Raw genomic sequence first — 19,508 nt, forward strand, 5'->3', positions numbered from 1 at the left:
CTGATTGGCGCGTATTAATGAACCTTTTAACGGGATTATTATGAATCGCCGTGATTATCGAGAACGTGATCAGCTTGTTAAAATTTTAACTGATAAGCAAGGACCCTCGATGTTTTTGGTACGGGGAGCACGGCGGAAGAACTTCAAAATGGCAGCCGACATTTTACCATTTACTCATGGCCGGTATGTTAGCTGGCTTTCTTCTGACCGCTTAAATTACATCGTTGCTGCCCAAGAAACGCACCAGTTCCGTAATATTGGCGATGATATTACTGCCAATGCTTATGCCACATTTATTTTAGAATTAGTTGACCGTGCATTTGAAGACGGCCATGATATTGGCGCTTGGTATGGACAAATTTTAGCGGCCCTGCATCTGATTAATGATGGCCAGGATCCACAGGTGATTGCTAACGTTCTCGAAGTTCAGCTGTTAGGTCGTTTTGGTGTTATGCCAGAGTGGCGGCACTGCGTAATTTGTGGTCAAAACCAAAAGCTAATGGATTATTCTGAAGCCTATGGTGGTTTATTATGTGTTAACCATTGGGATCATGATCCACATCGCCTGCATTTAGATGCCAAAACAATTAATTATTTGCGCTTTTTTGCGACTCTAAATCTGCAAAAGGTTGATCAAGTGCAGGTTGATCAGTTAGTGAAGCGGAATTTGCGATGGGCATTAGACAAAATTTACGGTGACCAGGTTGGCTTGCGTCTAAGGAGTAAACGATTTATTGATCAAATGAGTGATTGGACCGAGGAATTGAAGAAATGGCGCCAATAAATTATTGACTTTTCAAATCTTGGTTGTATCATTAACAAGTGTAATTAAATGAATTTAACGATGACGGAGAGACTGATAAGTGATGTTTATCCAGCGAGTGAAGAATAGTGAAAGCTTCACAAACAACCTTGTTAAGTGGCGCTCTAGCAGTGAATTTAAATTAAGCTGTTCCGTATAAAGTACGGAAAAGCAGGGTGGAACCGCGATTTATTTCGTCCCTGTGATGGTGTGGAGCCATTGCAGGGACTTTTTGTATTGAAAGGGGTTAGGATGATGACACAAAAATTAACGGTGCAAAAGATTATTTTTACACTGGAACAATATTGGGCAGAGCAAGGTTGTATGCTAATGCAGGCATATGACAATGAAAAGGGTGCTGGGACGATGAGCCCATATACCTTCTTGCGGGCAATTGGACCAGAACCCTGGAACGTTGCCTATGTTGAACCATCACGGCGGCCAGCAGATGGTCGCTATGGTGAGAACCCCAATCGGCTATACCAACACCACCAATTCCAAGTGTTGATGAAGCCATCTCCAGATAATATTCAAGAACTATATTTGGGTAGTTTAAAGAAGTTAGGAATTGAACCATTAGAACATGATATTCGGTTTGTTGAAGATAACTGGGAGAACCCTTCGATGGGGTGTGCCGGAGTTGGTTGGGAAGTCTGGCTTGACGGAATGGAAGTTACCCAATTTACTTACTTCCAAGTCGTTGGTGAATTGACAATGAACCCCGTTGCTGCTGAAGTTACTTATGGTTTGGAACGGTTAGCTGAATACATTCAAAATGTTGATTCAGTCTATGATTTGGAATGGGCTGATGGTGTGCTTTATGGTGATATTTTCAAAGAACCAGAATATGAACACTCCAAATATTCATTTGAAGAAAGCAACCAGGAGATGCTCCTCAATGAATTTAATGATTACGAACGTGAAGCAAAACGTTTAATTAAGTTAGGACTAGTCCATCCAGCCTACGATTACGTTTTGAAGTGTAGCCATACCTTTAACTTACTTGATGCCCGGGGTGCAGTTTCGGTCACTGAACGAGCTGGTTACTTGCACCGCATTCGGATTATGGCAAAGTCAATTGCCAAGGCATTTGTTGAGGAACGACGGAAACGTGGTTTCCCATTAATTCATGATGAAAAGAAACGGCAAGCGACCGTTGCAGAATATACGAAAAAAGCAGAGAAGGCTAAAGAACGAGCAGCTAAACAAGCGGCTAAGCAAGCCAAGAAAGCAGCAAAGGGGGACAAATAAGATGGCAAATTCATACTTACTTGAAGTTGGGGTTGAAGAAATGCCCGCTCACGTGGTCACGCCTAGTATCCATCAATTGCACGAACGGGTAGCCAAGTATTTAAAAGATCAACGAATTGATTTTACAGAAATTCAAGAGTACGCGACACCGCGTCGATTGGCTCTGTTGATTCATGGACTCAGCGATCAGCAGCCAGATATTGATGAATCTGTAAAGGGACCGGCTAAAAAGATTGCTCAGGACCAAGATGGTAATTGGACAAAGGCGGCGATTGGTTTTACTCGCGGTCAGGGGGCAACCGTGGATGAAATTGAATTCAAAGAAGTTAAAGGCACTGAATATGTGTTTGTAGAAAAGCACATTGCCGGTAAACCGGTAGCAGAAGTGTTGAAGGGATTACCAGATGTAATTACTTCAATGAATTTTCCAACTTTGATGAAGTGGGGATATCATGACCTTCAATTTATCCGGCCAATTCGCTGGTTGGTTTCATTGCTGAATGATGAAGTTGTGCCATTTAGCATTTTAGATGTGACCGCTGGGCGTCAAACTCAGGGTCATCGTTTTCTTGGCCATCCGGTCGACATTGCTACAGCAGATGACTATGAACAAACGCTGCACGATGATTTTGTAATTGCTGATCAGGGTAAACGAAAAGATTTAATTAAGAAGCAAATTACCGAAATTATTGACCAACATCAGTGGCAAATTGACTGGGATGCGGACCTTCTGGAAGAAGTTAATAATTTGGTGGAATGGCCAACGGCTTTTGCAGGATCCTTTGATGAAAAGTATTTGGCTCTTCCGGAACCAGTTCTTATCACTTCAATGAAAGACAACCAACGGTTCTTCTGTTTGCGTGATCAAGATGGCAAGCTTTTACCACATTTTATCTCAGTTCGTAATGGTAATCGTGAGCATCTAGAAAACGTTATCAAAGGAAACGAACGTGTATTAGTACCACGGCTTGAAGATGCCCAATTTTTCTATGACGAAGACCAAAAATTAACAATTGATCAATACGTCGAACGTTTAAAGAAGGTCAGCTTCCATGATCAAATCAGTTCGATGGCTGATAAAATGGCCCGGACGGCAATTATCGCTAAGTTATTAGGTGAAAAGTTGAACTTAACCGATCAAGAACAAGCTGATTTACAACGGGCGGCACAGATTTATAAATTTGACCTAACCACTCAAATGGTCGGCGAGTTTGCTGAATTACAAGGGATTATGGGTGAAATTTATGCCAAACTATTTGGTGAAAAAGCGGATGTTGCTGCTGCGGTGCGTGAGCATTACATGCCAATTTCTGCCGAAGGTGCGCTTCCCCAAACAAAGATTGGTGCTATTTTAGCGATTGCTGATAAGCTTGATAGTATTTTTAGTTTCTTTGGTGCTGGAATGATTCCTTCAGGTTCTAACGACCCATATGCACTACGTCGGCAGGCCTATGGAATTGTTCGAATTGTTGCAGATCGTCAATGGCACTTACCATTGCTTGCAATGCAAAAAGAGATTGCTGAACAGATTCAACAATCAGATATGCAACTGAAGTTTGATTATTTAAAGAATGCTGATCAAGTCAACAACTTCTTTATGGACCGGCTCAAGCAATTCTTTGCGGGTGAAAATCTTCGTCATGATATTGTTGACGCGGTGACGAAAACCAACCAAGCAGATCTCGTGAATATTATTGAAGCAGCAGCTGCTATCAACGATCAAAAGAGTGATGATGAATTTAAGGATGATATTGAAGCACTCACCCGGGTGATTCGACTTGCTCAAAAGGGTCAGCCAACTTCAAGTGAAGTTAATCCAGGATTGTTTCAAAATCCATCAGAAGCAAAATTACATGAAGCTACCAAACAGCTCCAAAGTAAGTTTGCTGAATTACCGCTGGCAGAAGCATTGCATCAACTTCGGTCACTGGCACCAATCATTACCGAATACTTTGATGAAAATATGATTATGGATAAAGATCCACAAGTGCAAAATAATCGTTTAGCTCAATTACAGCAAATTGCACGCATGACCCAAGTATTTGGAGACCTTAACCAATTAATTGTTAAATAGTCACTTGGCTTTTTATCTGAAATGTGATAGCATGTTATGTAGTTGAATTAGATGTTAAGTTACGAAAGGTCGCAATCCGTTTTGGAAAGCGACCTTTCGTAACTATATCTTTGGTGACAGGGGGCACAGAATGGCAAGAATTCCAAATGAATTAATTGACCAAATTCGTGACTCAGTGAATATTGTTGATGTCATCAGTCAAGATGTTCAATTAAAAAAACAAGGTAAAAATTTGATGGGTCATTGTCCATTTCATCGGGATGATACGCCATCGTTTGCGGTAAATGAACAAAAGCAATTCTTTTATTGTTTTAGCTGTCACAGAAGTGGCAATGTCTTTGGCTTTTTACAGCAGCTTCATAATCTGTCGTTTCCAGATGCGGTTCGTCAGGTTGCTGAGATGAGTAATATTACACTGCCAACGCAATATGTTAGCGAAAATCATCAGTCGGTTGATAATAGTCCGAAGGGACAATTGACCAAGCTCCATGATCAGGCCGCCAAATTGTATCACCATCTTTTGGTCAATACTGAAGCAGGTGAGAAAGCTCTTCACTACTTAACTAAGCGGGGCGTTAGTCGGAAACTGATCGACCAATTTGACCTTGGATATGCCGTTGAACAATCCGATGAAGAGGTGCTATTGGAATACGCCCAAAAGCAGCAAATTGATTACCAACTACTACGTCAATCTGGCCTCTTTACAGAAGACCAGCAGGGGAATCTTCACGATCGCTTTCATGGTCGAATAATGTACCCGATTAAAAATGAAAATGGCCATGTCATCGCTTTTTCTGGCCGAATATTAGCTCCGAAAGCGACCCAGAACGAACCCAAATATATGAATAGCCCGGAAACGCCAATTTTTAATAAGCGGCGGACACTCTTTAATTTGGATCTTGCTAAAAAGGGTGCTCGACAATCTGGTTCACTAACTCTCTTTGAAGGGTTTATGGACGTAATTGCTGCCTTTGGGGTTGGTGTGAAAAATGGAATTGCCTCAATGGGAACTAACCTTACTGAAGAGCAGATTCAAATTATCCAGCGGATAACCAGTCAGGTTAACATTTGCTACGATGGTGATGATCCTGGTCAAAACGCTATCAATCGGGCAGTTCAGATGTTCACAGACAATGCGCCACGATTGGGTGTTAAGATTATTCAATTGCCGGCAGGGATTGATCCGGATGAATATGTTCAGAAATACGGTGGCATTAAGTTTTCTGATTATTTAAGTCAAAATACCGAAAATTCAGTTGAATTTCATTTAAAGTACCTTCAACGGGGACTCAATCTGAAAAATCAAGATGAACTAATGGGGTATTTGAATGCCGCTTTACAAGTGATCGCCGGAGTTAGTGAGCCAGTTGCGCAGGATTTGTATCTGCAAAAACTAGCTACTAAATTTGGACTAGATAAGACGAGCTTAGTTAATCAGCTCGCCAAGATTCAACCACCTTCACGGCCAGCGCAGTCATATCAATTTTCAAATAGACAATCACGACCAGATCGGAATGAAGCAAGACGTTCTCAGCCATCAGTGCAAATGACAACGCAGCCGTTATTATCAAAACTTCAGAGCGCTGAGCAACGCCTCTTAAAATACTATGTTTTAGATGAAGGCGTGAGAAAAAGATTGCATGGGCAGGAGGGCTTTTCCTTTGCAGATGTTGCATATCAGCAGCTGTACCAAAAGATTACCGAATACTTTGTTGATCATACAGAGTTTTCTACGGCCGCCATGTTGGATCGAATTGATAATCCAGAACAACAGCAAATTTTAACCCAAATGGCGGAATTATCGATTGATGATAATATTAGTGATGATGCAGTAAATGATTGTATTCGTGTTATCATTAATGAGGCGCCTTTAGATCAACAGATTGCTGCGAAGCGGGCAGCCCTTGATGAGGCGGCAATGATGAATGATCAGGAATTGACCACTAAGTTAGCAACAGAATTGGTAAACCTCTACCAGCAACAACAACAAATGAAAACGGAGGAAATTAACTAATATGGCAAAAGCAAAAAAGCAACTTGTAATTTCAAATGATGAAAACTTTGACCAAAAGAAATATGATCAAGCTGTTGGTAAACTCATTCGTCAGTACAAGAAAGCAAAGACAATCCAATATGATGAATTAAGTAAACAATTAGCTGCTCCGTTTGACTTAAATGCTGATGGTTTAGATAACTTAATGCAAAATATTGAAGATGCCGGAATCAGTGTGGTTGATGAAAATGGTGACCCAGATCCACGTGCATTGAAAGCTACCGAAAAATTGTCACAAAAGGCGGTTAATGATCGGGATACCTCCGCACCGACTGGAGTTAAAATTAATGACCCAGTACGGATGTACTTAAAGGAAATTGGTCGGGTTAACTTGCTGACGGCGGACCAAGAAGTTGAATTGGCTTTGCGGATCGAAAAGGGCGATGAAACGGCTAAGCAAGAGTTAGCAGAAGCTAACCTGCGGTTGGTGGTTTCAATTGCTAAGCGTTACGTTGGTCGGGGCATGCAATTCTTGGACCTCATTCAAGAAGGAAATATGGGGCTAATGAAAGCCGTTGAAAAATTTGATTACCGGAAGGGATTCAAGTTTTCAACTTATGCGACGTGGTGGATTCGCCAAGCGATTACACGGGCAATCGCTGATCAAGCACGGACGATTCGGATTCCGGTGCATATGGTTGAAACCATCAATAAGTTGATTCGAATTCAACGTCAATTGCTCCAGGATTTAGGTCGGGAACCACTTCCTGAAGAAATTGGTGCGGAAATGGATATGCCAACTAAAAAGGTACGGGATATTCTTAAGATTGCTCAAGAACCAGTTTCCTTAGAAACCCCAATTGGTGAAGAAGATGATTCACACTTAGGGGACTTCATCGAAGATCATGACGCCACGAGTCCTGCGGATCACGCGGCATACGAGATGATGAAGAAGCAATTGGAAAATGTTTTAGACACATTAACTGATCGGGAAGAGAATGTGCTGCGGTTACGGTTCGGTTTAGATGATGGTCGAACCCGGACTTTGGAAGAAGTCGGTAAGGTTTTCGGTGTCACTCGTGAACGGATTCGGCAAATCGAAGCTAAGGCGTTGCGTAAGCTGCGTCACCCATCACGTTCAAAACAATTAAAAGATTTCTTAGAGTAAATCGAAGAAGCAGAAAAGGCGCAGGGTACGGAATTAAATCGTACCCTGCGCCTTTTTCACGATCTCTAACCATTAGTGGCGGCTATTGTAAAACGTCAATTTGAACAGGCTTTGGCAGATTATTAACGAATTCATCATAAGCGTCCTGTTCATTAGTGTGGTGGACAGAAACGTTGGAATCCGTCACATTGGCTTCGTGGAGGACTTGCTCTGAAACGTCAATTTGCTCCGTAACGGTGGCGTTTCCAATCAACTCAATCCAGTATTGGTCATCATCATTGTGGACGATTGTTTTTACCATTCCACCTGGATTATAAACTGTAATTGGTTGATCAAAATCAGCCATGTCAGGATGAGTCAGAGCAAAGGCTAATGTCGTTGCAGACATCCCAGTACCACAAGCATTAGTAAATCCGACTCCTCGTTCAAAGGTCCGCACAAAAAGCTGGTTATGGTCGATAATCTTGGCAAAGTTAACGTTAACCCCATCTGAGTAATAAGGGTTTTTACCATTTAAACGGCGACCTAATTTTCCGAGCAGGGGGCCAGTGATGGTCTGTTCATCCATGAATGCAATTAAATGTGGATTAGGCACAGCTAACGAAGTGAACTTTAACTTGGGGGCAAGTTCAGGAACATAATCATCAATAATTCGCTCATGACCTAAATGGTCGAAAGGAAGGTCATGTTTATCAAAAAGTACTGGTGAGATTTCAGCTGCATAAGCTGGTACGCCATCGGCAAATTCGTCATGTTTTGCAACCTTTAGATCTGCCTTCATGGTTTCAATTTTGAAGGAATCTTGCCCAGTTTTTTCGGCAACGTAGCGGGCAACCGTTCGAATTCCGTTACCACACATGGACGCTTCGCTTCCGTCGGTATTGATCACACGCATTTGGGCAGTGACACCTGGATGGTTTGAATTGTTGACCACCAAGAGCCCATCAGCTCCATGCAAAATCCCGGTTTGTGGATTAGTAATTTGCTTGGTTAAAGCAACTAACTCAGAATCGGTAAGTTGTTGCTGCAATGTGGTTTGATCTAAAATAAAAAACTTATTTTGGGAACCATGAACTTTTAATAATTGGACCATGGATCGCTACCTCCTAATTATTTTTCTGGAAAGAAATGCTGGTAAATTGCCCGAATGGCATTATCAGCGTCTTTTTTATAAGTCCCGATCATGATGGAAATTCTGGATGCCCCCTGATTAATCATGGAGATTCGAATGTTATGTTCAGCTAGTTCTGTGAAAATTCCAGCAGCTACACCAACGCGGTTAAACATTCCTTCACCAACTACCATGATCACCGCATAATCATCAATCCATTCCAGACTGTCTGGATTAACGGTTGCCCGAACTTCATCGCATAATTTTTGCACTAAATCATCAGAAATGAGCTTGCGGTCGAAGATAATGGTAATATCATCAATCCCAGATGGCATGTGTTCGTATGGCAGCCCATACTTATTCAGAATTTCGAGAATCTTTAGTGTAAACCCGGCTTCACGATTTAGCAAGTATTTGTGCAGGTAAAGAGCCGCATAATGCTTACCACCAGCAATTCCGGTAACGATTTGTTCCGGATGAAATCCCTGATCAGGCACAATCAACGTTCCCGGTTTTTCTGGTGCGTGGGTATTTTTAACGTTGACAATGATGTTACCTTCAATCGCCGGAATTAGAGCTTCATCATGGAATACAGAAAAGCCAGCGTATGACAATTCCCGCATTTCGCGGTAGGTCATTCGTTTGATTGGTTGGGGATCATTAACGATTGAGGGGTTGGCAGAGAAAATAGCGTCAACGTCTGTGAAATTTTCATAGAGATCAGCATGAAAACCACGCGCTAAAATTGCACCAGTAATGTCTGAGCCCCCTCGGGAGAACGTTGCAATATTTCCGTCAATGGTAAAACCAAAGAAACCAGGGAAGATTAGCTTTTCATCAGCTGAGTAATCGAATGCTGCTAGGTTATTATAAGTTTGTGGATCAACAATCGCGTTATTTGGTTCACCATCCACAATTAGACCAGCTTCCTTAGGGTCGACAAAACGGGCATTAATTCCTAACTTCTGTAAGACTAATGCCATTAGACGAGCATTTAATCGCTCGCCATGGGCTTTAAAAGCGGCCATTAAGAAATTATCATCTGGGTAATCACCATTTGGTAATTCAACGATGATTTGGTGAATTACGGAAAGCTGATCGCGTTGGACACCAAAGTGAGCACCAATCTCTTCATAGCGAGAAAAAATTTCATTTTGAATGGCACTATAATCTGCATGATTAATAACAGCATTGGCATAATTAATGAGCAGGTCGGTAACCTTGATATCATTCTTGAATCGTTTCCCCGGAGCTGATGTTACGACGATCTGCCGTGCTGAATCATCTTTAATAATCGCGATGGCTTGTTCAAATGCATCACCGTTAGCCAGTGAGCTACCACCAAACTTTACAACTTTCATTGATTGCTACCTTCTTTAATTAAAAGTTTATTATCTAGGATTTTACCATTAATCACGAACCTTGCAAACTAACAAAGGAACACCAATTTAGACACTTGTTGAAAAATGTGAAAATGATGAGAAAGATTTGGCTAGACTATTGACGTTGACTTGTTCAAGTCTTATAGTAGATATCAAATCGAAGAGGAGCAACCAACATTAGTAGCGGTTAGGAGTTTTTACCGGACAGTGAATAATCGTGAAAGGGGCGGCTGCCGAAGCGGTAAGGATGGTAATAACTTGCTTGGCTGGGGCGTAACTAAAAAAGTTACGGACTGTCGCAAGACAAGAAGAGCTTGCGGTGCGCTATCGACTATCGGATATCTTATGATTAATCACCATCCCGGTACGTGCGCAGTGTACCGGGATTTTTCTCTTCGAAAAGGGATAAAAAGGAGCGATGGGAACAATGAATGATCAAATTAGTTCCAATGAGATCAATGCGGCTGGACATCTCCAAATCGGTGGCGTTGATACTTTGCACTTGGCACACAAGTACGGTACACCATTGCTGGTTTATGATGTTGCCCGGATCCGTAATCAAATGCAAAGGTTTCGGGATGTTTTTAACCAGGAAGCGGTCCAGTATGAAGTGAGTTACGCTAGTAAGGCCTTTTCTTCTGTGGCCATCTATCAAGTAATGAAGCAGGAACATGCGCATATTGATGTTGTTTCTGGTGGTGAATTGGCAACTGCTATTAAAGCAAAATTTCCTCTTGCTAAGGTCAGTTTTCACGGTAATAACAAATCTCGGGATGAATTAGCGATGGCCCTTGATCATGAAGTTGGCACGATCGTCGTTGATAATTTTCATGAAATTGAGCTATTAAAGGAATTATTAGCAAATCGGACGCAAACAGTGGATGTTCAACTGCGAATAACTCCAGGAATTGCTGCACACACCAATTCGTATATCGCAACGGGACAAGTTGACAGTAAATTTGGTTTTGATGTTGAATCTGGCCAGGCAGATAAAGCACTCCAGCAATTATTAGCCATTTCACAGGTTCATGTGACTGGTCTTCATGCTCATATAGGATCACAAATTTTTGATGTGCAGGGCTTTGAAGGAGTTGCAAGAAAACTAGTTGAGATTGCGGCAGATTGGCACCAAAAGTATGATTTTACCGCAGAAGTCTTGAACGTTGGTGGCGGGTTTGGTATTAAGTACTCTAGTGAAGACCATCCCATCAATCCAGAAGATTTTGTCCGCGCCATTGTTCAGGTGGTTAAAAAATCTATTCATGAGCAAAACCTTGTCATGCCGGCGATTTGGATTGAACCAGGACGTTCAATAGTTGGACCAGCCGGTTATACGTTATATACTATAGGTTCAAGGAAAGATATTCCTGGTTTACTTTCGTACGTCAGTGTTGATGGAGGAATGGGTGATAACATCCGTCCAGCCTTGTATAATGCTAAGTATGAAAGTGTCTTGGCCCGGGATCCGCAAGCGCCGACTGTTGAAACGGTCAAAATTGCTGGTAAATATTGTGAATCCGGTGATATTTTGAGTGAACAACAGGATTTACCTGCTACACAGCCAGGAGATATTTTGGTTATGCTTGATACGGGGGCGTATGATTACGCAATGGCTTCCAATTATAATCGGAACCCCCGGCCAGCAGTTGTTTTTGTTGAAAATGGTCATGATCAGCTTGTAATTAAGCGCGAAACTTATGATGATCTAACCAAGCTTGATCTTGATTATCAATTAAATGATTAAGGAAGAGGTAATAACATGGCAAAATTAGACGCACAAAGCATCATTAATTACATTGGTAATGCTCCCAAAAAGACGCCAGTAAAGGTTTACTTACGTGGTGATAATTTATCACAGCTGAAGTTTCCAGAAGGGGTGGACCCATACGTTGAAGAACATACCGCCACGGTATTTGGTGATTGGGAAGTTCTCAGGCCATTCTTAGATGAACATCAAGCTGACTTTACTGGAATGCACGTGGAAAATGACGCACGGAATTCAGCTGTACCGTTGTTGGATCTTAAAAATGTAAATGCACGGATTGAACCTGGTGCAACAATTCGTGATCAAGTAGTAATTGGTGATAATGCAGTTGTCATGATGGGGGCAACCATTAACATTGGAGCTGAAATTGGCGAAGGCACCATGATTGATATGGGAACAATCCTTGGTGGTCGGGCCATCGTTGGTAAGCATTGTCACATTGGAGCTGGAACTGTTTTAGCGGGTGTGATTGAACCTGCTTCAGCAGAACCAGTTCGGGTTGATGATAATGTATTAATTGGTGCCAATGCCGTTGTACTTGAAGGTGTTCACATTGGTGAAGGAGCAGTGGTTGCCGCTGGAGCAGTGGTTACTCACGATGTAGAGCCTCATACTGTTGTAGCGGGTGTCCCTGCAAAGTTTGTAAAGAAGGTTGATGCACAAACTGATAGTAAGACGGGGCTCGAGGATAATTTAAGAAAGCTTTAATCATGACACAATTAAATGAAGATCAATTAATTAAAATTCGTCGCCATTTACACCAAATTCCGGAACTAGCGCTTCAAGAAACGGAAACGCACGCCTATTTAATGCAGGTCATTAGTGAAATGAACCAGCAATATCTAGAAGTTCGTGAATTTGATGAATTACCGACCGCCATCATGGTGCTCGTCCATGGGGAAAATCCACGCCGGACGATTGGTTACCGGACGGATATTGACGCTCTTCCAGTCACAGAACAAACTGGCCTCTCATACCAATCAACTCATCCAGGTGTAATGCATGCCTGTGGACATGACATCCATATGACAGTTGCGCTTGGTGTGCTGAGCTACTTTAGTGAACATCAACCAACGGATAATCTCCTGTTCTTCTTCCAGCCGGCCGAGGAAAGCGAGGCGGGTGGTAAGCGAGCCTATGAATTAGGACTTTTTAAGGACAAATGGTGTCCAGATGAGTTTTATGGCCTGCATGATAATCCAGAATTACCTGCTGGCGCGATTGGTTGTCGGATGGGCACGTTGTTTGCTGGAACCACCGAAGTTAACATTGATATTGAAGGAAAAGGTGGCCATGCCGCTTTCCCACAGGATGCAAAGGATGCAGTCGTTGCTGCAGCTAATTTAATTGTCCAAGTGCAAACCATTATTTCACGAAGCATTGATCCGATTGATAGCGGAGTGATTACACTGGGGAAGATTGAAGCGGGGACTATTCGAAATGTGATTGCTGGTCACGCCCGAATTGAGGGGACCATTCGTGGATTAACCCAGGACATGATTCTCTTAATTGACCGTCGATTACAAGAAGTTTGTAACGGTATTCAAGCCAGCTTTGGTGTAAAAGTAAAGTTGGGCTTGAATCAGGGTGGCTATTGGCCAGTTGAAAATAACCCTGAATTAACAAAACGTTTTATTAAGTACATGCATGATACGCCAACGGTTAACTTTGTTGAAACCAAGCCAGCCATGACGGGAGAGGATTTTGGCTATTTGCTAGCGAAGTTTCCCGGAACGATGTTTTGGCTAGGGGTTGATGATGATTCACAACTTCACTCGGCAACGTTAACGCCGAATGAGGCTGCCATCCAGCGTGGGGTGGATGCAATTACAGGTTTTCTTGAATACCGGATGAGTGCTAAGGAGGAACAATAATGAAATTAGCAGACGCAGATTTACTGACAGCGATTATTACACCATTTAATGACAATAATGAAATTGATTTTGCAACGCTTGAAAAGCTCACTAATTCATTAATTAATCAAGGAAGTAACGGGTTCGTAGTCGGAGGAACAACTGGTGAAACACCAGAATTGTCCCATGATGAAAAAATCGCGTTATATACAAAATTTAGTCAAATTGTTAATGGTCGGGTGCCTGTAATCGCAGGGACGGGAAGTAACAACACTAAAGAAACAATTGCTTTTACAAATGAAGTGGCTAAAATTGATGGAATCGACTATGCCTTAGTAGTGGTACCACCTTATAATAAGCCAAATCAACGGGGAATGGTTGCGCACTTTACAACCGTTGCGGACAACGTTAATTTGCCAATTATTATCTATAATATCCCGGGACGGACTGGCTCGAAAATGAGTCAGGAAACCATTTGTGAGTTGTCGCAACATAAAAACATTGCCGGTGTTAAGCAATGTGCTTCACTGGAAGAAATGGAATACGTGATTGACCACAAAGCAAGTGATTTCTGTGTTTTCTCTGGAGAAGATGCTCAGGCACTGACGGCGCGGGTTCTGGGTGCTAACGGGGTTATTTCTGTAGCATCGCACAGCTACGCTCCTCAGATGCGATCAATGTATGATCACTTGTATAAGGGTGACTACCAAACTGTTGCTAAATTACAACGGTGGTTAACGCCAAAGATGGCCGCACTATTTATGTTCCCATCACCATCACCGGTTAAGGCACTGCTAAATGCCCAAGGATTTAAAGTGGGCGGATGCCGTTTACCAATTATGACTTTAAATGATGATGAAAAATCACAATTAGCTACAGCACTAGATTTGCCAGTCGATGCTTTAAATGGCGATTTACCATTAGATTTGGGGGAAATGTAGAATGAAACGAGTATTAGTTGCTGGAATTAATGGAGCAATGGGGCAATATGCTACCAAAATGATTAATGATCTCGATGGGTTTGAAGTTGCCGCAGGACTTGGCCTGGGAATTAAAGATGGTGATCAAGCAAAGTATAATGTGGCTGCTGATACTAAATTGTATGGATCATTAGATGCAATCGATGAAGATGTGGCTGATATTTGGTTAGATTTCACTGCACCAGCCGCAGTTTTTCCTGATGTTAAGTATGCGTTAAGTCATGGAATGCGTCCTGTTGTCGGTACTACAGGCCTGACGGATGACCAAGAAGCTGACTTGAAGAAGCTAGCTCAGCAGAATGGGCTAGGTGGTTTAATCGCCCCCAACTTTGGTATGTCAGCAGTGTTATTGATGAAGTTTGCTAAAGAGGCAGCTGAATACTTCCCTGATGTGGAAATTATTGAAATGCATCACGAAGATAAAAAGGATGCTCCTTCAGGAACGGCCCTTAGTACTGCTAAATTAATTGCTGAAAATCGCGAACCACATCAAACCGCACCAGATACGATTGAAACACTCGCGGATGTTCGGGGTGGAGATTACCAAGGAATCAAGATTCATTCTGTTCGTTTACCGGGATACGTTGCTCATGAACAAGTCTTATTTGGCGGTAAAGGGGAAGCCCTAACGATTCGCCAAGACTCCTTTGACCGGAGTTCCTTTATGAGCGGGGTGAAGGTTGCCCTTCAAAAGGTCGACACACTCGACGAATTAGTTGTTGGATTAGAAAACATTCTTTAAAAAAGGAGCATGATGGATTATGCCAGAACTTGCAAAGAGTATGGAAAACTATGTTAACAAGGATGTTAAGGAAATTCGTCCTTCTGCCATCCGGGATTTTGATATGCAGATTTCATCCATTCCGGGATTGGTTAAACTAACCCTTGGGGAACCAGATTTTAACGTTCCTGAACACGTGAAGCAGGCGGCAATTCGTGGAATTCAAGCCAATGATTCTCACTATGGACCCGCTGCTGGTAAGTTAGAATTACGGAAAGCAGTGGCTAACTACTTAAAGGACACGCGAAATGTGGATTACAATCCAGAGGACGAAATGCTAATTACAAATGGTGGTACTGAAGCATTGACGGCCATTACTTTTAGCCTCCTTAACCCTGGTGATAAAGTTTGGGTACCAACACCGGTCTTTTCACTTTACTTCCCAATTATTACTTTAACTGGAGCGGAATGTATCCAAGTTGATACGTCGGCAGACGATTTTGTGCTGACTCCAGAAAAGCTGCAAAGTGAACTTGACCAACACGGGGACGTTAAGATGATTATCTTAAACTACCCATGTAATCCAACTGGTCGTGCTTACCCAGAAGATTTGCTCAGAAAGCTTGGCAAGATTCTGCATGATCAGAATGTTTTAATTGTGGCTGATGAGATGTACAGTGAATTAACTTACGATCAAGAACATTTTTCTTTGGCAACGATTTATCCAGAACAAACGCTCTTAGTTTCTGGATTATCCAAGTCCCATGCAATGACTGGTTGGCGGCTTGGCTACATTGCAGGACCATCAGCACTAATTAGTCAAATCTATAAGATCCATGGCTTCTTAGTAACTTGTGTTAACGACATTGCCCAGGATGCAGCTATTGAAGCTTTAAACAATGGTCGTCAAGACCCAGATGCTTTTCGGGCAGAATATAAGAAGCGTCGTGACTATGTGGTTAGCCGGATGGAAAAGATGGGCTTCGACATTGCTACACCAGAAGGAGCATTCTATGTCTTTGCCAAGATTCCAGCACAATTTGGTAATGATGACTTTAATTTCGCCTTAGATCTTGCCAAGAAGGCAAAAGTTGGGGTAATTCCAGGAAGTGCCTTCGGTGCCGGTGGCGAAGGATATATTCGGATTTCATATGCTGCTTCTGATGAGAAGTTAGCAAAGGCGATGGACTACATCGAATCCTACCTTGATAATCTGGAATAGAAAACAAAGAGGCTGGGAAGTTCCCCGGTCTTTTTTGTTATAATAAAATTTGAAAAGAATTTGATTTAAGAAGGGATGATCGAGGTGGATGCAAACCATCTTTCTAAACGACTTGCGACGGTAGCCCAGTACGTTCCTGATGGAGCTCGTCTGGCAGATATTGGTTCTGATCATGCATACTTACCAGCCGCATTATTAATCCAAAAACGGATTCGCTATGCGGTTGCCGGAGAGGTAGCAAAAGGGCCGTTTGAAAATGAGCAAAAAGAAATTCAGCGGTTAGGATTTCAAAAACAACTAATTCCCCGGCTAGCGGACGGTATGGCGGCCGTTCACCCTGATGACCAAATTAACGTAGTGACGATTGCGGGGATGGGTGGTTCATTAATTGCCCGTATTTTAGACGAAGGACAAGCACAACTGGCTGGAGTGCAGCGTTTGATTTTACAACCTAATGTTGGTGAACATCAGGTTCGGAAATGGTTAATGAATCATCAGTACCAAATTATGGCTGAGCAAATGTTGGCAGAAGATGGGCACGTTTATGAAGTGATTGTGGCTGAGCCAACCGTGTGTCCAGTACGTTATGGAGCCAAAGAATTACTTTTTGGTCCGTTTCTTTTGGAAAAGCCGACGCCAATCTTTATTACCAAATGGCAACAGGAACTTGAACGGTGTCAAAATGCAGTGAATCAAATGCATCAAGCGGCGACTGTTCCTGTGGAGCGATTGCAGCGAATGCAACAAAAGATAAATTTAATCAAAGAGGTGTTAAGTCATGATGACGGGAACTGAGATAATCAACCAATTTGAACGATTTTGCCCACCAGAATTGGCGGAATCTTGGGATCATGTTGGATTACAGATTGGTGACCCTGATAAACCTGTTCAACGAATTATGACAACCTTGGATGTGCGGCCGGAAGTTGTCGATGAAGCAATTGAAAGGCAAGCAGATTTTATTTTTGCTCACCATCCGGTCATGTTTCATCCGGCCAAGGATCTAGACATTCGTAATCCCCAAAATGCGATGTACGCAAAGATTTTGAATAGCGGAATCACGGTTTATGCGGCACATACGAATTTAGATAGTGTGAATGGTGGTATGAATGATTGGCTGGCTGATCAATTGCAACTTCAAAATGCAGTACCGCTGGTTGATAAGGATATTTATCCGATTACTGGAATGCCTCGCGGAATGGGGAGAATCGGTGAGTTGTCTACAGCAATGTCCGTCACCCAATTTGCTGAGTACTGTCTAAAGGTCTTTTCAATTCCTGGTTTACGGTTGATTGCTCCCGCTGATGATCCACGGAAAATAAAACGGGTCGCCGTTTTAGGTGGTGCTGGTTCAGAATTTTATCATGAGGCAATTGCTAAGGGAGCAGATGCATACGTTACTGGTGACGTTAGCTACCATGTTGCGCATGATATGAAAGCGGCTGGGCTGGTCGTTGTTGATCCAGGACACCACATTGAAGCAGTGGCGATCAAAGGGTTGAGTGACCTCCTAAATCAATGGAAGCAAAAAAAGAACTGGTCAGTGGAAGTAATTCAGTCTAGAATAAACACAGAGCCATTCGAGTTCGTAACGAAAAAATGAGGTGTTAAACAAATGGCAAGTTTAAAGTATGAAAATCTATTACCACGGTTTTTGAAGTACGTTAAGGTTGAGACACGTTCTAATCCAAATAGTGATACATTACCTTCAGATCCAAAAGAAATGGCGTTTTTGAAGGATTTGGAGAAGGAATTAAAGCAAATTGGTTTATCCAATATTCGCTTTAACAAGGCTAATACCTACTTGTTAGCAACCTTACCAAGTAATTTAGATTATGATGTACCAGCGATGGGGTTGATTGCACACGTTGATACGGCAGATTTCAATGCGCATAATGTTAATCCTCAAGTGGTTGAAGATTATGATGGCAAGTCTGATATTAAATTAGATGCGAATGGAAAATATGTTTTGACTCAAAAGGAATTTCCATCATTAAAGAAGTACAAAGGTGATACATTAATTACTACTGATGGTTCAACTCTGTTAGGAGCTGACGATAAGTCTGGTGTTGCTGAAATCATCACTTTCTGTGAATATTTACTTCAGCATCCTGAAATTAAGCACGGTACGATTCAAATCGGCTTGGGAACTGATGAAGAAATTGGCATTGGGGCTGATCACTTTGAACCGGATGAATTTGGTGCGGATTTTGCATACACGGTTGATGGTGGACCGCTTGGTGAATTGGAATATGAAACGTTCAATGCAGCCCATGCGGTAATTGATATTTCTGGTAAGAATGTTCACACTGGGGTTGCCAAGGGAACAATGATTAATGCGCTCCAATTAGGAATTGACTTACATAATAGTCTTCCTGACCACGACCGCGCAGAACGAACTGAAGGTCGGGAAGGTTTCTTCCACCTTTACAAGTTTAGCGGTACGGTTGACAGTGCCCAAATGGAATACCTGATTCGTGACCATGACAAGGATATCTTTAATGAACGCAAGCACGCGCTTCAAGCAGCTGCCGATGATATCAATGCTCAACTAGGTGAAGACCGGGTAAAGGTAACGATGAATGATCAGTATTACAACCTTCGTGATGCCCTTAAGGATCATATGGAAGTTGTCGATTTGGCCAAGCAGGCAATGGAAAACTTAGACATCAAGCCTGATATTTACCCTGTCCGGGGTGGTACTGATGGTTCAACCATTTCTTATAAAGGTTTGCCAACGCCAAACCTCTTTGCTGGTGGTGAAAACATGCATAGTCGGTTTGAATACGTTTCAGCTCAAACTATGGATCGGGTAATTGACGTCTTACTTGAAATGAACAAGTTAAACGTTGCTAATAATAAATAACTAAGCGACAAAATAAAAAGTTCGCGAAACGAGATATAAACGTTTCGCGAACTTTTTGAGTTAAAATATTTTATTATTTTTGTCGTGCGGGGTTGGCCTTGGTGGTAATCGCGTAAACACAATTGGTTGCAATTACTGCAAAAACTGCTCCTGTGATTGCAGCATGTAAAAAGTTAATGGAAGTTGCTTCCAATTGACTACCGATATAGCCGAGGAGCATTCCTAAAATACCACCCCAAATAATTGCCATGATGCTACCCATAAGTTTTTTCATTTATTATCACCCCTTTAAAATCACAAGCTTATTTTAGCATAATTCA

The 19,508-nt window shown here is 42.2% G+C and carries 17 protein-coding genes and 1 riboswitch; of the genes, 14 read left to right on the forward strand and 3 right to left on the reverse strand.

Going from position 1 to position 19,508, the window contains the following annotated elements; genetic code table 11:
• Window positions 1-4 precede the first annotated feature (4 nt).
• The 5 genes from recO to rpoD all read left to right on the forward strand — a co-directional run bounded on the left by recO (window position 5) and on the right by rpoD (window position 7,288).
• The gene (gene recO / locus HMPREF0501_RS00950) at window positions 5-784 is read left to right on the forward strand and encodes a DNA repair protein RecO (protein ID WP_006915910.1); all 780 of its coding nucleotides are present in this window, start codon (window positions 5-7) and stop codon (window positions 782-784) included.
• Window positions 785-1,057: 273 nt separating this feature from the next.
• Complete coding sequence (gene glyQ / locus HMPREF0501_RS00955) at window positions 1,058-2,053, forward strand: glycine--tRNA ligase subunit alpha (RefSeq protein WP_040455531.1); 996 nt, start codon at window positions 1,058-1,060, stop codon at window positions 2,051-2,053.
• A 1-nt stretch (window position 2,054) separates the two neighbouring features.
• The gene (gene glyS, locus HMPREF0501_RS00960; RefSeq protein ID WP_006915912.1) at window positions 2,055-4,127 is read left to right on the forward strand and encodes a glycine--tRNA ligase subunit beta; all 2,073 of its coding nucleotides are present in this window, start codon (window positions 2,055-2,057) and stop codon (window positions 4,125-4,127) included.
• Window positions 4,128-4,257: 130 nt separating this feature from the next.
• A complete protein-coding gene (gene dnaG / locus HMPREF0501_RS00965; protein ID WP_006915913.1) occupies window positions 4,258-6,141 on the forward strand; it encodes a DNA primase in 1,884 nt (627 codons plus the stop codon).
• 1 nt (window position 6,142) lies between these two features.
• The gene (rpoD, locus tag HMPREF0501_RS00970; protein ID WP_006915914.1) at window positions 6,143-7,288 is read left to right on the forward strand and encodes an RNA polymerase sigma factor RpoD; all 1,146 of its coding nucleotides are present in this window, start codon (window positions 6,143-6,145) and stop codon (window positions 7,286-7,288) included.
• 82 nt (window positions 7,289-7,370) lie between these two features.
• Here the strand turns inward: rpoD and dapF are convergent, their stop codons facing one another.
• Together dapF and HMPREF0501_RS00980 are read right to left on the reverse strand one after the other, a co-directional pair.
• A complete protein-coding gene (gene dapF / locus HMPREF0501_RS00975; RefSeq protein ID WP_006915915.1) occupies window positions 7,371-8,381 on the reverse strand; it encodes a diaminopimelate epimerase in 1,011 nt (336 codons plus the stop codon).
• 17 nt (window positions 8,382-8,398) lie between these two features.
• Window positions 8,399-9,760, reverse strand: a complete 1,362-nt coding sequence (locus tag HMPREF0501_RS00980; RefSeq protein WP_006915916.1) for an aspartate kinase — start codon at window positions 9,758-9,760, stop codon at window positions 8,399-8,401.
• 174 nt (window positions 9,761-9,934) lie between these two features.
• Window positions 9,935-10,116: riboswitch (Lysine riboswitch) on the forward strand.
• Between the two features lie 92 nt (window positions 10,117-10,208).
• On the opposite strand from HMPREF0501_RS00980, the gene lysA reads away from it, so the two are divergent.
• From lysA to pepT, 9 genes are all read left to right on the forward strand, one after another.
• Window positions 10,209-11,525: a diaminopimelate decarboxylase gene (gene lysA, locus HMPREF0501_RS00990; RefSeq protein WP_006915917.1), complete on the forward strand. Its 1,317-nt coding sequence runs from the start codon at window positions 10,209-10,211 to the stop codon at window positions 11,523-11,525.
• Window positions 11,526-11,540: 15 nt separating this feature from the next.
• Window positions 11,541-12,254 (forward strand): 2,3,4,5-tetrahydropyridine-2,6-dicarboxylate N-acetyltransferase, encoded by a 714-nt coding sequence (gene dapD / locus HMPREF0501_RS00995; RefSeq protein ID WP_006915918.1) that lies wholly within the window; start codon window positions 11,541-11,543, stop codon window positions 12,252-12,254.
• 2 nt (window positions 12,255-12,256) lie between these two features.
• On the forward strand, window positions 12,257-13,420 hold the full coding sequence (locus HMPREF0501_RS01000) for an N-acetyldiaminopimelate deacetylase (protein WP_006915919.1): 1,164 nt from the start codon (window positions 12,257-12,259) through the stop codon (window positions 13,418-13,420).
• The gene (dapA, locus tag HMPREF0501_RS01005) at window positions 13,420-14,340 is read left to right on the forward strand and encodes a 4-hydroxy-tetrahydrodipicolinate synthase (RefSeq protein ID WP_006915920.1); all 921 of its coding nucleotides are present in this window, start codon (window positions 13,420-13,422) and stop codon (window positions 14,338-14,340) included. The genes HMPREF0501_RS01000 and dapA overlap by 1 nt, the downstream gene beginning before the upstream one ends.
• 1 nt (window position 14,341) lies before the next feature.
• Window positions 14,342-15,121 carry a 4-hydroxy-tetrahydrodipicolinate reductase gene (gene dapB, locus HMPREF0501_RS01010; RefSeq protein WP_006915921.1) on the forward strand — a complete coding sequence of 260 codons (780 nt, stop codon included), beginning with the start codon at window positions 14,342-14,344 and terminating at the stop codon, window positions 15,119-15,121.
• A gap of 19 nt (window positions 15,122-15,140) precedes the next feature.
• On the forward strand, window positions 15,141-16,322 hold the full coding sequence (locus HMPREF0501_RS01015) for an aminotransferase class I/II-fold pyridoxal phosphate-dependent enzyme (RefSeq protein WP_006915922.1): 1,182 nt from the start codon (window positions 15,141-15,143) through the stop codon (window positions 16,320-16,322).
• An 84-nt stretch (window positions 16,323-16,406) separates the two neighbouring features.
• Window positions 16,407-17,117 (forward strand): tRNA (adenine(22)-N(1))-methyltransferase, encoded by a 711-nt coding sequence (locus HMPREF0501_RS01020; RefSeq protein WP_006915923.1) that lies wholly within the window; start codon window positions 16,407-16,409, stop codon window positions 17,115-17,117.
• The gene (locus HMPREF0501_RS01025; RefSeq protein WP_006915924.1) at window positions 17,101-17,925 is read left to right on the forward strand and encodes a Nif3-like dinuclear metal center hexameric protein; all 825 of its coding nucleotides are present in this window, start codon (window positions 17,101-17,103) and stop codon (window positions 17,923-17,925) included. The genes HMPREF0501_RS01020 and HMPREF0501_RS01025 overlap by 17 nt, the downstream gene beginning before the upstream one ends.
• A 12-nt stretch (window positions 17,926-17,937) precedes the next feature.
• A complete protein-coding gene (pepT, locus tag HMPREF0501_RS01030) occupies window positions 17,938-19,188 on the forward strand; it encodes a peptidase T (RefSeq protein WP_006915925.1) in 1,251 nt (416 codons plus the stop codon).
• A 73-nt stretch (window positions 19,189-19,261) separates the two neighbouring features.
• Here pepT and HMPREF0501_RS01035 read toward each other — a convergent pair whose 3' ends face one another.
• Window positions 19,262-19,462 (reverse strand): DUF2929 family protein, encoded by a 201-nt coding sequence (locus HMPREF0501_RS01035; RefSeq protein WP_006915926.1) that lies wholly within the window; start codon window positions 19,460-19,462, stop codon window positions 19,262-19,264.
• Window positions 19,463-19,508 lie beyond the last annotated feature (46 nt).

Source organism: Limosilactobacillus coleohominis 101-4-CHN (assembly GCF_000161935.1).
GTDB lineage: Bacteria > Bacillota > Bacilli > Lactobacillales > Lactobacillaceae > Limosilactobacillus > Limosilactobacillus coleohominis_A.

Coding starts and splice junctions, on each gene's coding strand:
- glyQ (WP_040455531.1), top strand. CDS start 1,058: ATGACACAAAAATTAACGGTGCAAAAGATTATTTTTACACTGGAACAA.
- glyS (WP_006915912.1), top strand. CDS start 2,055: ATGGCAAATTCATACTTACTTGAAGTTGGGGTTGAAGAAATGCCCGCT.
- dnaG (WP_006915913.1), top strand. CDS start 4,258: ATGGCAAGAATTCCAAATGAATTAATTGACCAAATTCGTGACTCAGTG.
- rpoD (WP_006915914.1), top strand. CDS start 6,143: ATGGCAAAAGCAAAAAAGCAACTTGTAATTTCAAATGATGAAAACTTT.
- dapF (WP_006915915.1), bottom strand. CDS start 8,381: ATGGTCCAATTATTAAAAGTTCATGGTTCCCAAAATAAGTTTTTTATT.
- HMPREF0501_RS00980 (WP_006915916.1), bottom strand. CDS start 9,760: ATGAAAGTTGTAAAGTTTGGTGGTAGCTCACTGGCTAACGGTGATGCA.
- lysA (WP_006915917.1), top strand. CDS start 10,209: ATGAATGATCAAATTAGTTCCAATGAGATCAATGCGGCTGGACATCTC.
- dapD (WP_006915918.1), top strand. CDS start 11,541: ATGGCAAAATTAGACGCACAAAGCATCATTAATTACATTGGTAATGCT.
- HMPREF0501_RS01000 (WP_006915919.1), top strand. CDS start 12,257: ATGACACAATTAAATGAAGATCAATTAATTAAAATTCGTCGCCATTTA.
- dapA (WP_006915920.1), top strand. CDS start 13,420: ATGAAATTAGCAGACGCAGATTTACTGACAGCGATTATTACACCATTT.
- dapB (WP_006915921.1), top strand. CDS start 14,342: ATGAAACGAGTATTAGTTGCTGGAATTAATGGAGCAATGGGGCAATAT.
- HMPREF0501_RS01015 (WP_006915922.1), top strand. CDS start 15,141: ATGCCAGAACTTGCAAAGAGTATGGAAAACTATGTTAACAAGGATGTT.
- HMPREF0501_RS01025 (WP_006915924.1), top strand. CDS start 17,101: ATGATGACGGGAACTGAGATAATCAACCAATTTGAACGATTTTGCCCA.
- pepT (WP_006915925.1), top strand. CDS start 17,938: ATGGCAAGTTTAAAGTATGAAAATCTATTACCACGGTTTTTGAAGTAC.
- HMPREF0501_RS01035 (WP_006915926.1), bottom strand. CDS start 19,462: ATGAAAAAACTTATGGGTAGCATCATGGCAATTATTTGGGGTGGTATT.